10 protein-coding genes are annotated in these 15,889 nt (G+C 48.3%); 1 reads left to right on the top strand and 9 read right to left on the bottom strand.

Going from position 1 to position 15,889, the window contains the following annotated elements:
• Nucleotides 1-7 precede the first annotated feature (7 nt).
• Nucleotides 8-2,401: a TonB-dependent receptor gene (locus ACXAGX_RS11610; protein ID WP_474838474.1), complete on the bottom strand. Its 2,394-nt coding sequence runs from the start codon at nt 2,399-2,401 to the stop codon at nt 8-10.
• 125 nt (nt 2,402-2,526) lie between these two features.
• Between ACXAGX_RS11610 and ACXAGX_RS11615 the strand changes: the two genes are divergently transcribed.
• Nucleotides 2,527-2,940, top strand: a complete 414-nt coding sequence (locus tag ACXAGX_RS11615; RefSeq protein ID WP_474838476.1) for a TraR/DksA C4-type zinc finger protein — start codon at nt 2,527-2,529, stop codon at nt 2,938-2,940.
• 116 nt (nt 2,941-3,056) lie between these two features.
• On the opposite strand, the gene ACXAGX_RS11620 is transcribed toward ACXAGX_RS11615, so the two are convergent.
• From ACXAGX_RS11620 to ACXAGX_RS11655, 8 genes are all read right to left on the bottom strand, one after another.
• A complete protein-coding gene (locus tag ACXAGX_RS11620; RefSeq protein WP_474823924.1) occupies nt 3,057-3,731 on the bottom strand; it encodes a hypothetical protein in 675 nt (224 codons plus the stop codon).
• A 259-nt stretch (nt 3,732-3,990) separates the two neighbouring features.
• Nucleotides 3,991-5,049 carry an L-rhamnose/proton symporter RhaT gene (gene rhaT, locus ACXAGX_RS11625; RefSeq protein WP_474838478.1) on the bottom strand — a complete coding sequence of 353 codons (1,059 nt, stop codon included), beginning with the start codon at nt 5,047-5,049 and terminating at the stop codon, nt 3,991-3,993.
• A gap of 273 nt (nt 5,050-5,322) precedes the next feature.
• A complete protein-coding gene (locus tag ACXAGX_RS11630; protein ID WP_474823928.1) occupies nt 5,323-6,468 on the bottom strand; it encodes an alpha-hydroxy acid oxidase in 1,146 nt (381 codons plus the stop codon).
• A 96-nt stretch (nt 6,469-6,564) separates the two neighbouring features.
• A complete protein-coding gene (rhaI, locus tag ACXAGX_RS11635; RefSeq protein WP_474823930.1) occupies nt 6,565-7,860 on the bottom strand; it encodes an L-rhamnose catabolism isomerase in 1,296 nt (431 codons plus the stop codon).
• A gap of 10 nt (nt 7,861-7,870) precedes the next feature.
• The gene (locus ACXAGX_RS11640) at nt 7,871-10,063 is read right to left on the bottom strand and encodes a bifunctional rhamnulose-1-phosphate aldolase/short-chain dehydrogenase (RefSeq protein ID WP_474823932.1); all 2,193 of its coding nucleotides are present in this window, start codon (nt 10,061-10,063) and stop codon (nt 7,871-7,873) included.
• Between the two features lie 302 nt (nt 10,064-10,365).
• Nucleotides 10,366-11,151 carry a DeoR/GlpR family DNA-binding transcription regulator gene (locus tag ACXAGX_RS11645; RefSeq protein WP_474823934.1) on the bottom strand — a complete coding sequence of 262 codons (786 nt, stop codon included), beginning with the start codon at nt 11,149-11,151 and terminating at the stop codon, nt 10,366-10,368.
• 99 nt (nt 11,152-11,250) lie between these two features.
• Nucleotides 11,251-12,630, bottom strand: coding sequence for an FGGY-family carbohydrate kinase (locus ACXAGX_RS11650; RefSeq protein WP_474823936.1), 1,380 nt, complete (start codon nt 12,628-12,630; stop codon nt 11,251-11,253).
• A gap of 122 nt (nt 12,631-12,752) precedes the next feature.
• Nucleotides 12,753-15,413 carry a TonB-dependent receptor plug domain-containing protein gene (locus ACXAGX_RS11655; protein ID WP_474838480.1) on the bottom strand — a complete coding sequence of 887 codons (2,661 nt, stop codon included), beginning with the start codon at nt 15,411-15,413 and terminating at the stop codon, nt 12,753-12,755.
• Between the last annotated feature and the right edge of the window lie 476 nt (nt 15,414-15,889).

Raw genomic sequence — 15,889 nt, forward strand, 5'->3', positions numbered from 1 at the left:
GGGAACATCAGAAATACCCTCTCAGGCCAATACCGATACTTCTGCCCGGTCTTGGAGCCAAATCTTTGAGGAATGAAGAGTGCACTCGAGCCTCAGTGTCCGTGAGGTTGGTGCCCTTAAGGTATAACGACACATCTTGAGACATCAGTTGCATGTCATAGGAAACAAAGGCGTCTACCAGGGTATAGCCGTCGGTTTCAGTCTCAAATTCACTGATGCGATCCTGTTTGGCGTAATGTGTCACATCCAAGTTTGCGGTTAGCGTTTCGGTTTGGTAACTCAGGTGTGTTCCAAAGCGCAGCGGCGGCGTGCGAGGTAAATCACCACCGTCCTTCAGACGAGCCCGAACATAATCAGAAAATACCTCAGCTTTAAACTCAGGCGTGACCTGCCAGGCGACCTGCGCCTCAAAGCCATGCAAAATTGCGTCGTCTGCCCGGAACAGGTAAACCGGCAGTTCGTCACTGTGGTCATGGGTCTCTTCGTCTTCCTCGCCGTGATCGTGGTCGTGACCACTTTCTGCGTACAATCCGGTTTCGATTTGGTAATAGTAGTTGTCTATCTGATTGTAAAACGCGTTTAAGATAAACCCAACTTCACCTTCGGTTTTACGGAACGTCACATCGATATTGTTAGCCGTTTCCAGGTCGAGGGCATTCTGAGTTAATCCAAATGCACTTTCTTCGTCGCCAGTAAGCGCAAACAGCGCACCGACTTCATAGGTACCCGTACCAATGTGTGGGCCAAAAGACAATAATTCAGACGCAGATGGCGCGCGCTGCGAACGGGATAACGACACACCGATGTTGTAACCCGGGGTGAAATCCCACACCACACCGGCAGACAGAGAGACTGGCGTAAATTCCTGCGCAACATTAAACACGCGAGTCACCGAAGTACCCTCTTCCTCGTGCTCATGGTCGTGCTCTTCTTCCTCGCCTTCTTCGTCGTGTGCATGGGCAGCCAACTGCGGCAGTCGTGCTTCAGCGGCATCCAGCGTTACCCTTTCAACACGAGCACCAAGCTGCACAAGAAAGTCGCCGAAATGGCGTTCTTCCATCAACCCTAAGGCAATCATTTCTGCCTCGGACGGCGGCGTAAAGGCTTCTTCACCTACAGCCATCACTTCACTGTTTTTATAGTGCAGGCTAAGACCGCCATTCCACCCGCCAAACACACTATGGATCAGGTCAATTCTTACCTCATCAGTATTGTTTTCGAAAGTGGTACCCACTGCGCCCAGCTCAATTTCAGCATGTTCGTAATCGGTGTGACCGGCTCGGAAACTTACACGATCAAGCCAGTTATTTTTCAGGTTATATTCACCCAGCAGTTGTACTTTGGTTTGCTCCAGATCTGCCAGCACGGCAACCTCTTCGTCGCCACCGTGAGAATGCCCGGGAATGCCGTATTCACGGTTAAACCGTTCAACCGCAACGCCTACATAGCCGTTATCCATGAGATAGCTGCCACCCAGCGTCAAACCATTGGATTCTTCTGCACTGTTTTTAACAACGTGTTCGCCATTTTGGCCGTCTTCGTCATTATCTGGTGCAACGGGAGTATCGTAGTCATCAGATTCACGCCAATAGCCATCGGCATATACCGCAAAATCTCCGGCACCAGAGGTCACGTTGAACGAGCCCAGTTTTTGATTATTGACTGAATCGGTTTCCAGCAACCACTCACCGCGAGTGTCGTTATCGGTGGGAACGCGGCCATCAACCACATTCACAACACCACCAATGGCGCCACTGCCATAAAACAGCGTTGCCGGGCCGCGCAGCACTTCTATTTGTTGAGAGGTAGACGCTTCTGATGCAACCGAGTGATCCGGACCGACGCGAGACACATCGCTTACATCCAAACCGTTTTGCGCAATCAGTACTCGCGGGCCGCTCAGGCCACGAATAATTGGCGTACTGGCCACATTGCCATGAAAGTTAGATTGGACACCCGGTAGGTTCTCCAGCGTGTCGCCTAACGTTGCAGCTTGTTGACGTCGAAGTGTTTCGCCTGAAAGGACGCTGACGGGCGACGCAGATTCCATGCTTGATAAGTGCATGGGGGTTGCCGTTACATCAATAACCTCTATGGAGGTAGATGCTAACGATAAATTGACTTCAGTTGGCTGAGAACCAGCAACCGTGATGTTTTGATGCAGGTGTGCAAAGCCTGGTGCAGAAACATGAATAATGTAGTCGCCATTCGCGACTTGAGGAAATTTGAACAGCCCTTGACTGTCGGACTTCACACTTATTCCCAATGACTCAATTTCTACGGACGCATTTGACAGCACATCACCCGCTGCATTCTTAACAGTGCCTTGCAGTCCTTGTGCAACAGAAATAGCGGGCAGCAATGCAGCTACTGCCACCGCCAACTGACTTACTCTGAACATTGCCTCTCCAATGAAATGTTATATTGTAACAATTTACACAATGTTATAATGTAACAATTACAAACACAACCTCTGTCATGCTCAGTACAACAGAAATTGGTCTGAGAAATAGATGCAGGATAGTTATGCTGACTAAAGATGAATTACTGGCAGCGCCAGAAGATCACTATATGAACGACGAGCAATTAGCTTTTTTTAAACAGTATTTGCTCGATTTAAAACAAACCACCATGAATCACATTGAAGAAGTGAAGACGACCTTAAGTTCACCGCCAGAATTCAGCGATGATGTGGACAGGGCGCAGTATGAAGAGGAGTCTCGTCTTGCGCTGCGTATTTTAGACCGTGAAAGGCTTCTATTAGGGAAGATCGCCAAGTCGTTGAAGCAAATTGAAGACAAGAGCTACGGCTACTGTCTTGAAAGCGGTGACCCCATTGGTATCCCACGACTGCTTATCCGCCCAGTTTCTGAGTATTGTGCTGATATTAAGCAAATGAATGAAGGAAAAGAACAGCATTACTATTCAGGCAGAAAATGACGCGTTTAGCGTACCTGACTAACGCATTTACTCTGAAGTGATTATGAAGATTCTGAATGTTGGAAACGAGTGCTCCCAGGTATTAACTACCTGGGAGCAACAATTAAAAGATTGTATTAAAGTTTAGCGATTCCCTGAGCTTTGATACCGCAGGCGCCGTGGCTACGTTTTTCAAGGTAAGCCACTTCCAGCGACTCCATCATTGGTGTGTGATGATCGATGGATAAGATATGTTTCTCAATACGGCCAACATCAAAGGTGGTGAAGAAATTTTTCAGAAAAACTTCTTCGCTTTCGTCTTGAACAAGCACCCGTGCGCCGGTTTGAACAGTCACAATCTCATCGTCGGATATATGATATTTATTCTTAAACGCTTCAACTTTAGCGAGATAAGCCTGGGCGCGTTCTGGCGAATTGGCGAGGATGGTTGGCAACTTTGCGGCTTCAGAGAACGGGATCTTCTCTTTGCCCAGAATATACATGTTGTCCTGACTAAAAGGCGTCCAGTTTTTCGATGCTTTTTCAACGATAGCGATTTGGTCGACATTCTGTGCACGCTCAAGGTAAGCAACACCTGTAGCCGGATAATCAGTTAACAAAGCCAGATTAATTTGTACCTGCGACTGGAAGTCGTTACCAATAACAGTAAGAAGCTTATTTTCGCTTGCTACTGTCTCGGCGGCTTCACACAAATTACTGGGCAAATAATAGTAATCACCTTCTGTGATTGCTTGTACCGGAGAAGATGCGGCGGCTGCCACCAACATTGCTGCACTAACTAACTTTTTCATAATCCGTCCTGAATGTTCGCTACGTTGACTGATTAAAAACGTAGCACATTCGCTTGGGTTTGCAGGTTCTAAAAAAAATACCTTTTTATAAAATTAAGAACCTTTAGGTATGAGATCTTATATGTTTTTCTTTGTGACTCAGGCGTTTGTAGATTTTGTGCACACTAACAGATAAGCGTAAAGAAATGCAAAAAAGAAGGAGGGGGAGCGCGCCAACCCACTGGAAACCAAACCGAGGAAGGCGCTAGGGACCGTAAAATTATTGGAGCGAGTTGCCCACACCGATAACCAGCGTGGCGAGAACCAGTAGCGAAATACCTGCTAGCAATAACATTCTGCTTTTCTTATTGCTGCCTTTCCATTCCATCAACGCTAAACCCCAAAGGGTTGAGAAGATGATGATACTGGCCATGTGAATGGTCCAGCTGGAAAACTCGTATTTGCCCATGTTGCTTTCACCCATGGTGTAGAAGAAAAACTGGAAATACCAGAATGCTCCACCCAGGGCGGCCAGCAGATAGTTTTTCAACATCGTGCTGCCAGGCAACTTCTCAATGCTCGTATTGGTATGACCGAGGAATTCACGCGCAGTTCCATTTTTTATGATCAAATAAATACACCACACGGCATTAGTAGTTAAACCACCAAGCAAAACCACGCAAAGTACAGGTAATCCCTGCCACAGATGGTCTGTACCGGCTTCAAGGGTGAGTTCGCGAATAGGCTTTCCGGCAGCGATACCGAAGGCAAAACAAGCCGACATCACACCAGAGAATGCGGCAATGGCCAGCCCCTTTTTCATATCGATGGTTTCAGCATCAGACGTTGTGCCCAAACTCCGATTTTTCTCTGCAGTTGCTCGTGCCACCACAATCACGCCCGCAAGGGTCATTAAGGTTCCGCCAACGGCGAACTGTCCTGCTGTTGTGGCTAATACCGCGCCAATAGTACCGTCGAAGATTGGCGGACCGAGCGTACCTAGTACCGTGGTAAGGCCGAGTACAATAGCCATACCTGAAGAAATCCCCATGTAGCGCACAGCCAAACCAAACGTAAGGCCACCGAAGCCCCAGCCCAGCCCCCATAAGAAGCACTGCTGCAAGGTAGACATGTCTGTTGCGCCTAATACGCCGAGCAGATCTTCTGTTTGGATCCAGGCAAAAAACCACGGACAAAGAAACCAGCTGAATATACCACCCGCTAACCAGAAAATTTCCCAAGACCATCGCTGAATGCGTTTATATGGAACGTAAAAACTGGCGGAGAACAGCCCCCCTAACCAGTGAAACAAAACACCTAACATTGGATTCGGCGTCATACCTAACTCCCTCAACCACCCGCATGTAATTTTTTAGTAACGGATTTACATCATTGAAACACTTGAAGGGCCAGCATACACAAATTTTTAACGCCGATCACATACTTTTAGTCAGTTTCAATCATATTTTTGCAATTACGAAAGCTAAGCGTGATTGCAATTGAGTATTAAGTTACATAGCATGATTGCTAAGTTGAGGAAAATCGTGATGTTAATGATAAATTAAAGGCACAAAAAAGGGCCTTAACGGCCCTTTGAAAAGAAAGGTAAATGTTAGCGAAAACGCACGTGGTCGCGATTGAGTTCGCTTATCTTGCTGCACCCCATCAAACGCATGTCACGCTCGATTTCAGCCACCATTTGCTTCATTGCGCGTTCTACGCCTTTTTGGCCCGCAGCTGCCAGTGCAAACAGGTAGTAGCGGCCAAGACCAACCGCTTTTGCACCCAGCGCCAGCGCTTTAAGCACATGAGTACCGCGCTGAATGCCACTGTCGAAGATCACATCAATTTCATCGCCAACAGCATCAACAATTTCTGCCAGGTGATCGAATGAACTTCGGGAACCGTCTAGCTGTCGTCCACCGTGATTGGAAATCACAATACCGGTACAACCAATATCCACAGCGCGACGGGCATCTTCTGCACTCATAATGCCCTTAAGGCAGAATTGTCCATCCCAGAACTTCACCATCTCTTCCACATCTTTCCAGTTCATGGAAGGGTCGAGCATATTAGTAAAGTAGTCACCAATAGAACTGCTAGAGCCACCCATGTTGATGTGCGCATCGAGTTGCGGCAAAGAAAACTTCTCGTGGGTGACATAGTTGATGCCCCACATCGGTTTGGTGGCAAACTGCCACAACCCTGCCAGGTTCAGACGAAACGGAATGGAGAAACCAGTTCGCAAGTCGCGCTCGCGGTTACCGCCAGTGATAGAGTCTACCGTTAACATCATTACCTCGATGCCAGACTCTTTTGCCCGCTCCATCATGGCACGATTAAGTCCACGATCTTTATGGAAGTAGAATTGGTACACCTGAGGCGTATCGTACTGTTTGGCGATTTCTTCCATGCTCACAGTACCCAGAGACGATACACCAAACATGGTACCGAACTGTTCAGCCACTGCTGCAACAGCACGCTCGCCCTGATGATGGAATAACCGCTGTAACGCCGTTGGTGACATATACACCGGAAGCGCAAGCTTCTGCCCCATCACTTCAACACTTAAATCGATGTCTTTCACACCGGTAAGTACCCGGGGAATGAGGTCACATTCGCGAAACGCTGAAGTGTTGCGTTTTAGCGTGGTTTCGTCATCGGCTCCACCGTCGATGTAGTTAAAAATCGGCCCCGGAAGACGCTTTTGCGCCAACTTCCGAAAGTCATGAAAGTTATGACACTGGCTTAATCGCATTGCTCTTTTTCCATTTCCCTGAACAGGTAACACTGCATAACATACAAAACAGCCCGCCGTAGCGAGCTGTAAATTTACATACTGATTACGGCGTGATCAGACAATACCAGAACCGGTGGCGTTTGGATCCTGCGGACGTTGTTTCGCCATACCTTCGCGGTAACCTGCAGCGCGGTATACACCCAGAGGATTGATTGGCGCACCTTTACGGTAACGGGCCATTGCCAGAATAGGTGAAACGTCGAGATTAAATACGTTTTTCAGTTCCAGCGATGCCATTAATGCGTCGTTGTCTTCCTGATAACCATACAGCGCTTCACGATTCACCAGCAGTGCTTTTACATAAGAACGTTGCACTTCAATAGCAGAGTTGATCAAGCTTTCTGCCGGGTCAGTTACGTTGTGCGACTGATCAAGCATGTAAGCTGGACCAAAACCTTCCTGACCACGGTATTCGGCATCGACCAGTTCGTTGAAAATCAGAAACTGCTGATACGGATGCAGTGAACCGCTATCCAGATCGTCGTCACCATATTTACTGTCATTGAAGTGGAAGCCGCCCAGTTTTTTAAACTGAATCAGGCGCGACACAATCATTTCAATGTTGGTATTCGGTGCATGGTGACCCAGATCTACCAGCGACTTACATTTGGGACCTAAGTGCATAGCAGCCAGCAGGTTTGAACCCCAGTCTTGGATGATGGTGGAGTAGAATGCAGGCTCAAACATTTTGTGTTCGATGTGCATTTCCCAATCGTCAGGCAGACCTTTGTACACTTCTTCCATGCTCGCAAGATAGCGCTCGAAAGCGCGCTGGAAGTGAGACTGACCAGGATGGTTAGAACCGTCACCCACCCACACTGTCAGGCTTTTCGCACCCAGTTGCTTACCGTATTCAATAACGTCCAGATTGTGCTGAATGGCCAGGTCACGGGATTCTTTCTTGGTGTTGCTCAGGCTGCCGTACTTGTATGAGTATTCCTGACCTTTTTGATCCTGGAAGGTATTAGAGTTAACCGATACCCATTTTAGTCCGTATGCATCAGCTTTCTCTTTCAGTTCAGAGAAATCGTCCACTTTGTCCCATGGGAAGTGTGGTGAAACGCTGTCGGTACAGCCAGACATTTCATTGATAACAGCGCAGTCTTCCAGCTTTTCCCAGATATTACGTGGCTCACCGGTGCCCGGGAAGCGGGCAAAACGCGTACCGCCGGTGCCGGTGCCCCAAGAAGGCACGGCTACCTGAAACTCACCGGCTTTTGCCGTAATGGTTTCAATATCAATATTGTCGCGGGCAAGTTTGTCAGCCAGCGCAGCATAATCGGCGTCCAGGTGGCTCTTTAACTTTTCGTTTTCGTCGTTAATAACGGATGCATCAATTCTTCGTAACATAACTCACCTCTTATCGCAGGAAGGCTTCATGCAGACCACCGTCTACACTGATCACCTGCCCGGTTGTTTTGCTTAGTTGACCGGATACAAGAAGATAAGCCGCTTCGGCCTGGTCATCCGGTGTAATAGGTTGTTTGGTCAGGGTGCGCTGGGCGTAGAATTCCGCCAGCTTGTTGCGCAGTGACTCAGTGGTTTCGCTTTCATCATGGGCAATGTCGTACTTGGTTAACGAGGAAATCACGCGGTCTCGGGGGAACATGTTACTGCCCTGCACTACCGTAGCCGGTGCCAATGCGTTCACGTTTACCAGTGGAGACAAGGTCACTGCCAGTTCACGCACTAAGTGGTTTGCTGCCGCTTTACTGGTGTCGTAAGCCAGCGAACCTTTCTTCGAAACGGCAGCGTTAACACTGGTTGTCAGCACCATGGCACCTTTCAGACCTTGTGCTTCCCAGATCTTCTGTGCAGTGGAACCGACCACGTAACCGCCTTTCACGTTCACGCCAAAGCTGATGTCGAAGATGGAATCATTCTTCGCCAGGTCGCTGCCTTCAGCAATGAACACACCCGCAGTAACGATGACTTTATCCAGACCGCCGTAGGCCAAAAGTACTTGGGTAAACAATGCTTCAACGGTTTCACGCTTGGTGATATCTACCTGCATAGCAACCGCAGGACCACATGACGAAATGCCTGTACCGGCAACGCCGATGCCCTGACCATATTTATCTGTAAGCTCGCCAGCGGTACGCTGCGCGTTTTCCAGGTTCAAGTCGGCACAAACAACGTGCGCGCCTTCTTTAGCAACGCGGTGGGCTGTCGCTTTACCAATACCGTCACCGGCACCAATCACCACAACCACGTCGCGAGCCAGAGGGGCTTCAGCCGGCATACGCTGCAGTTTTGCTTCTTCCAGCGCCCAGTATTCGATATCAAACGCTTCCTGAGCTGGCAGCGCGGTATATTCAGAAATCGCTTCTGCGCCACGCATTACTTCAATGGCACAGTTATAGAATTCTGCAGTTACACGAGATTCACTCTTGTTCTTACCCCAGGAAATCATGCCTACACCCGGAATCAATACCACTGTTGGGCTTGGGTCACGCATTGCTGGAGAGTCTTCGCGTTTACACGCTTCGTAGTACGCAGTGTAATCTTCGCGGTATTTTTCCAGGCCCGCTTTAAACTTGGTGATCAAGGTATCGAAGTCATCATTCTGTGGGTCGAAATCGACAAACAGAGGCTTAATTTTGGTACGCAGGAAGTGGTCAGGACAAGAAGTACCTAACTCAGCAAGACGCGGCGCATCAACACTGTTCACAAATCGCAGCGTGGCGTCGTCAGTTTGAACAGTACCGATAAACTTCACTTTGTTTGAAAGTAAGCCGCGCGCTACAGGTAAGAAGTCCTTCAGCAAATCGGTGCGTGCCGCATCGTCTAGCGACTGGTACTTCTGACCACCAAAGGTCATTTCGCCTTTGTCATGCTCTTCGATGTAGCGCGCTGCGGTTTCAATTACCCACAGAGAAGTTTCGTAGCAGCTTTTACTTTCAGAAGACCAGTTGGTGTGACCGTGTTGGCCCAGCAAAATGCCCCAGATATCGGGGTTCGCTGCATAGGTGTCTTCACACAGCTTCGCCGCTTCCCAACCAGGACGCATCCACGGTACATAAGCCAGCTTGCCGCCCCAAATCACTTCTGTCAGCTCTTTCTGTGCTTTACAAGATGCCACTGAAATCACCGCATTCGGGTGCAGGTGATCAACGTGCTTTTCGTCAATCATTGAGTGCAGAGGCGTATCGATAGACGATGCACGTGGGTTCAGGCAGAAGTTACAGTGCTTGAACATACCAACCATGCGGTCTTCGCCGGCAGACTTGTAACCCTTATCGCTGTAATCCTGATACACACTGTCCAGTGCATTCAGTTTGTCCTGGTACAGTGATGAAAAGTTTTCTTTCTTTGACGTACGCAGGTCGCCGCCAGAACCTTTTACCCAAAGTACTTCCACATCTTTACCGGTAAGCGGATCTTTTTCCATCAGTTTGGCTGACGTGTTACCACCACCGGTATTGGTAATGCGCTGGTCTTCGCCCAACTTGTTGGAGCGGTATACCAGGTTATCTACGGGATCGAGTTTGTCGGCAACCTCGTCTTCCCACAGATATTTGACGTGTTTGTATTCATCTGGCTGATAAGGCATTTCTGAGCATCCTGTGAAGTTATTTAGTGAATCGGGTCTTCATGGCAAAGCCGCTGATTGAATACAAATCAATATACATCCATTGCAATCTTTGTCAATCATTTCCAATCACAATATAACAGAATTGTTACATTAATTTTAAAGGGAATATACCTTAGACTAGATAGTATTGATGTAAAAAACCGCAGTTGTTAACAGTTTGGTACCAAATATGAAACTTCAAAGAGGGATTTGGGCAAGCGTAAAGGAAGCGATAGCACAGAACGTACTATCGCTTAGAGATTAATCAGAACCGGGCAGCTTTAGTCGCAGTTTTCAACCACAATCACATTCACACCGTGTTCGCGAATACGGTCGAGCGCTTCAGGGTCTGCTTTGCTGTCAGTAATCACCGTATCGACTTCGTCCAGGCCACAGAAAATAAGATTGCCGCGAATACCTATCTTACTGCTGTCTGCCAGTACAATGAGCTTGTCAGCGCGTTTACGTAACTTCTGTTCAGCCAATATGAGTAATGGATCGGTTTCCATTACGCCAAATTCACTCACACCAGGCGAACCCATGAACATTTTGCTGCCGCGATAATTCTGTGTGGTGTCGTTCTCGAAAGAACTCAGAATAATGCTTTGCTTACGGTAAACCTCGCCGCCAGGTAGCGTTACTTGATTCTGGCTATTTTCAAGCAGTTCGTGGGCAAGCACGAACGAGTTAGTCAGAATATTCATTTTTCGCTCTACCAGATACTCAGACATCATGAAGGTAGAGCTACCGCCGTTGATAATAATAGACTCGCCGTCTTCGCACATGTCGGTGGCGGCTTTAGCAATCAATTGTTTAGTACTGGCATTGCGCTCCCGGTCCACCAGAAAAGCATTTCCTGAAAGACGGATATTCGAGACGGTTTTGTTATCGAGTACCTGCGCACCACCACGAATTTTTCGAATCTTTTTTGCACTTGCCAGTTTGTTAAGGTCGCGGCGAATAGTCGCTTCGGACGAATTCAGCTGAGCGCAAAGGTCGCGCACACTGATGAAAGTACTCTCATCAAGGATGTCCAGAATGAGCTGGTGACGTTGCTTCTCCAGCATGGTATTACCTGTGTAATTGTTATATGTGTGGGAGATAATATAGTCACCTGTGCAAATGCGATCAATCAAATACGCGCATTTTGATTGAAAGTGATACTTTTAGTTAATATATGAAAACCATTTCGCCCGGTACGCTTCTAAACCCTCAAATGCGGCAGGCTCGCAGGTAATCACATCCAACGCTGACTGTTCATTACTGTTGTAGTGCACCAGGCTTGCTGCGCCCATTACCGTGCCGGTATTGTCACGAGACAGCATCACTTTTTGCTGTGGGCGCAACTGCGACACTAGCTGACATAGCATAGGGTTTTTCAAAAATGCCCCTTCTATATATATCGTGCCCGTTGAATTCAGGTCGCTCAATCGCTGATCAATCAAAAGTGCGCAGTAGAGTGTGGCAATGGCCTGTGGCGCTTCTGGTGATGGCGGACACAATAGTTGTGGTGTCAGACCGCCAAACGGGCCGTTACCCTGACTGAAATCTGGCGTTACCATCCAGCCCTCATCTAACGCCTTTTGGATATCCGCCGCTTCGGCGCTCATACGAATATTGCCCCCCAGGGTAGTACAGATTTTTTCATATTCCCGGCCGCCCATGAAACGGGCACAGCTCACCGGGTTACGATGAATATCCACATTTGCCAAAGTATCGCGATGCTGTGCCAACGTTTCGGTGCTGCCGTTCACCTGCATCAGAATGGTCCAGGTACCTGTAGAAATGACGTTGAAGCTTTCGCCATCTTGGGCCATCGACAAATAGCGCAGCAAACTGGCGTTACTGTCGTGAATTCCCGCAAAGATTTCGCAATCCTCTGAGAGTCCGGTTTGCTTAGCGACATCCTCAGATACTTTTCCTAGGCAGTCCCAGGCATTGCGCAATTCTGGCAGCTTTTCTTGCCATCCACAGGCGCTTATAAGCGTTGAATAGTCTTGTTTTTGCGGGTTCCACATATCGGTATGGCAACCCAGCGACGTGACTTCGGTGGCCATGTCCGCGCCTAAGCGCCATGCCCAATATTGGGGATACATCAAAATTGTCGTTGCAAAGGAAAACTGATCAGCAAATTTTGATTGCAGCCAAAACAACTGACGCCCAAGGTTCAGCCCCGCAGGCAGTGCTGGAGACAAGGTGTCTTCAAAATCGGGCCGTACTTTCTGATAGTCGTCTGTACATGCTTCAATACCCGCGAATTCGTAGTCGAGTACGGGTAGTACAAGCGCATCTTCTCGTGGCTGCGCGTCGTTGATTAGCGCGGCAGTGGCACCATGGGTGGTGACAACAAATCCCTCGATCTGCGGCGTTAATGAACACGAACGTAAGGTTTCAGTTAACCAGTTCCAAATGCCATCAACGTCGGCTTGCGGATACATGCCTTCGATGGGTGCGTTTTTGCAGCTGAAGCTGGCACATTCTTTACCATTTTTCACCAAAAGCAATTTGATGTGGGTTTTTCCAATATCCAATACGGCTTTAAGCATGCTCTTCTCCTGCATATAATTTTCCTTAACGACGACTTACCAATAGTGATACCTGTTTTTGCATTCAGGCCTTGAACGACAAAAAGCGGAGTCTGCCGACTCCGCTCTTAGACTTACACTGATTACATCTTCAGATTCAGTCCCAGATAAATCACGCGCCCCAGTGTTGAGCCACTGATAAAGCCGTTTGCGTCATCATAGTAGACAGCGTCTTCATCGAACAAGTTATCGACATTCACCGTCACTGAAGCTTCTTCGACAAACTCATACTCACCCAGATCGTACTTGCCGAACAAGTTTACAGTAGTGAGCGAATCTGCAGAGGCAACCGCATTTTCCCAACCGTCAGTGTGAAGAATGCGAACGGTACCCAGCATGTTTTCGTAAGTCGCACCCACCTGCGCTAACAAGTTATAGTCGCCACGCTCGTCTGTGCTCTTTTCGTCTTGATAGGCCGCACCCTGCACAGGCTGGAAGGTTCTGTCTAAGGTGTAGGAACCTGCCACACTGGCGTTCACGCTACCAAAACTGGTTTGCCATACTTTGCTGATGTCAAAGTCGATACCCGATAACTTGGTGGCCGTCATGTTATTACGACGTGCGTCAAACAGTACGTAGGCAGAGTTTCCGTCAGCATAAAGGCTTTCAATTGATTGCCCGTCGATACGCATACCATCTGCTGCTGCCAGCGCTTCATCCAGTGTTGGATTCAATGTGTAGTAATCGGCATAGCCCGGTGTGCTAAACAATACACTTGGCGTGTAGAACGGTGCCAGGCTGATTGCACTGGAATAGTCCACGTCAAAGTAGGTCATGCTCACTTTCAGATCGTCAGAGAACTCTGGCGTCCAGTCGAAACCTACACTGTAAGATTCAGATTCTTCTGGTTGCAAGCCATCGCTACCGCCTGCCAAAATAATGGTGCCGCGGAAGAAGTCAGAATCAGCTGCGTCTGGTGCCATGAAAGGACTCACGCCTAACGTGATAGCGCGGGTATCAACGGCTGCACCGGAATCCGCCAAACTAGGCGCCTGAAATGACGTTCCCCACTGCGCACGCAAACGTAAATTTTCAGTCGGAGAATAGTCTACGCCGATCTTCGGGTTGGTCGTGCTGCCCACATCGTTGTAACTGTCGTAACGAATGGACGCAGTAAAGTCGATGGTTCCGGCATCAAGATCGTCCATCACCGGCACAACCACTTCACTGAATACGGACTTAACGTTACGAGAAGCAGACGTTTCTGTCATTTGCAGTGCGTTTGCTGCGCCACCGCCAAATGAAACGTCGTAGTTTTGCTTGAAGTACTCTGTGCCCACCGCCAGCATGACATCACCGGCTGGTAAAGAGTAAATGGCGCCGTCCAGTGTAAGGCGGATCTGATGATGGGTTTGCTTCGCATCACCCAGTGTACCGTAGTAAGAAAGGATACTGTTCAGTACCGCAGGATCTGTTGCAGCTACATTATAAGGATTCAGTGCAGTGGACTCGTCGGTACCTGCCAGCGCGGCGGCAACGGCGGTAGCATTTACCCCGGTTTCTTCACCATGGGTTTCAGCCCAGCCGTAGCTGTATGCCGCTTTCAAACGCCAGTAATTTGGTAACTCAACCGTGAGTTCCGGCATGAAAGAGAATGCTTTAAAGTCGCTGCTGTTTTTCGCACCAGGCCCTACGACATCAGAAAAGTTAAAGTCTACGGTCTGCGACGTTTCATCGCCAATTGCAGTAAAGTAAGGGTTATCGGAAGTGATAGTTCCCGAAGCACCTAAATCCGTAAGTGCGTTGGTTGCGTCGCCGGTAATGTCTACGCCCCAGTCGCTGTAGTAAGTGTTCAGATTAAGGAAAACGTTGTCAGAAAATTCCTGCTCAAGGGCCAGGAAGATGGTGTCCTGCTTTTGTTCAGGTACATACGAAATACCGTCGTTAGGATCACATAAGTTACTGCCTTCGGTGAGCGTATCCATGCGGTAGCTGGTGCCGTTTGCCGTGATATTGCCAGGGCTACACTGGCGAGTACGATAGTCACCGCCGCCGTTTGCAGTATTGTCGGCGGTAATGAAATCACGATCTGAACCCATCACATCGCCGTTTTCCGCATGATAAAACGACAGCATCGCCGCACCAGAATCCCAAGATGTGCCGGCGGTTAAGTTGAGCGTTCCTGCGGTGTAGCTGTCACCAAATCCACCTTCCAGGTTCAGCGTAACGCCATCTTTTGGGCGTTGGGTAATAAAGTTAACTACTCCAGCAATGGCGTCGGAACCATAAATTGAAGAGCCACCATCCATAACCACTTCTACTGTGCTTAATACAGAAGGAGGAATGGCTGCCGCGTTTGGTACCGTTTGAATAATGCCTGAGCCTGGTAAGCGTAAACCGTTTAACAGTACGAGTGTTGTGCTACCGCCGCCGGTACCAATATCGCGAAGTTTAGGCATTGGCATGCCCTGACCAATATCTGTCGCCATTGTTGGACGGCTATTAAAGGTGCTAGTCATTTGCGGAATTTGCGCAAGGAGTTCGTTGCTGTCAGGTACACCAATTTCAGCCACATCTTCTTCAGAAATACCCACCACATTCGTACCGACTGGCGTTGCACCGCGAATAAGTGTACCGGTTGCAGAACCACGTACCTCAATAGTTTCTACAGTAGGATCGGGTTCGGATTGGGCAGACTCAACGTCCTGAGCGATTGCACAATGGGAAAAAGAAGCCGTAATCATTACCGCGAGTGCGGAACGACGGAATGCTGGTGTAGCGGTTAGTCCTGAAAATGAAGCCATTTTCATCTCCTTGCGTGGTTGTGTGTCAGTGATTAACTTACTTTTTGGCAGCATGTTATTTTTATTAAAACTGCTCGATTTTAATTAACATTGGAGCAACAAAGTACAGCGACAATCATAAACAGTCAATAACAATCACAAACAAATATGGTTAATACCTGCTATCCATAAATTTAATGAATAAAAAATACACAAACGCAGTTAACCAACAGAAATGAATAGGATTGAATGTAAAGTAGATTAAATAAGCTTTGCAGCGCGCTTCGCATGCTTTATGTCATTGCCCGATGCGCTATATTTCACCCGCCGACCAGTATCTCGGCTCGATTATCTTGTGCTAGTTTCGTCACGTGGCTGTTAACACATTGACAACATCTATTCAGATAGGGCAACATGCCAATCACTTTCAATCATAACATTTCAGATAACTTGCGCTACTCGCAGGTTTCACTGAACAGATTGCCACCAGGTACGTA

The sequence above is a fragment of the Alteromonas sp. ABV4_515 genome, assembly GCF_056160345.1.

What these genes read in the sequence shown, in the direction of transcription:
- ACXAGX_RS11610 (WP_474838474.1), bottom strand. Translation starts at nt 2,401, where the DNA reads ATGTTCAGAGTAAGTCAGTTGGCGGTGGCAGTAGCTGCATTGCTGCCC.
- ACXAGX_RS11615 (WP_474838476.1), top strand. Translation starts at nt 2,527, where the DNA reads ATGCTGACTAAAGATGAATTACTGGCAGCGCCAGAAGATCACTATATG.
- ACXAGX_RS11620 (WP_474823924.1), bottom strand. Translation starts at nt 3,731, where the DNA reads ATGAAAAAGTTAGTTAGTGCAGCAATGTTGGTGGCAGCCGCCGCATCT.
- rhaT (WP_474838478.1), bottom strand. Translation starts at nt 5,049, where the DNA reads ATGACGCCGAATCCAATGTTAGGTGTTTTGTTTCACTGGTTAGGGGGG.
- ACXAGX_RS11630 (WP_474823928.1), bottom strand. Translation starts at nt 6,468, where the DNA reads ATGCGATTAAGCCAGTGTCATAACTTTCATGACTTTCGGAAGTTGGCG.
- rhaI (WP_474823930.1), bottom strand. Translation starts at nt 7,860, where the DNA reads ATGTTACGAAGAATTGATGCATCCGTTATTAACGACGAAAACGAAAAG.
- ACXAGX_RS11640 (WP_474823932.1), bottom strand. Translation starts at nt 10,063, where the DNA reads ATGCCTTATCAGCCAGATGAATACAAACACGTCAAATATCTGTGGGAA.
- ACXAGX_RS11645 (WP_474823934.1), bottom strand. Translation starts at nt 11,151, where the DNA reads ATGCTGGAGAAGCAACGTCACCAGCTCATTCTGGACATCCTTGATGAG.
- ACXAGX_RS11650 (WP_474823936.1), bottom strand. Translation starts at nt 12,630, where the DNA reads ATGCTTAAAGCCGTATTGGATATTGGAAAAACCCACATCAAATTGCTT.
- ACXAGX_RS11655 (WP_474838480.1), bottom strand. Translation starts at nt 15,413, where the DNA reads ATGGCTTCATTTTCAGGACTAACCGCTACACCAGCATTCCGTCGTTCC.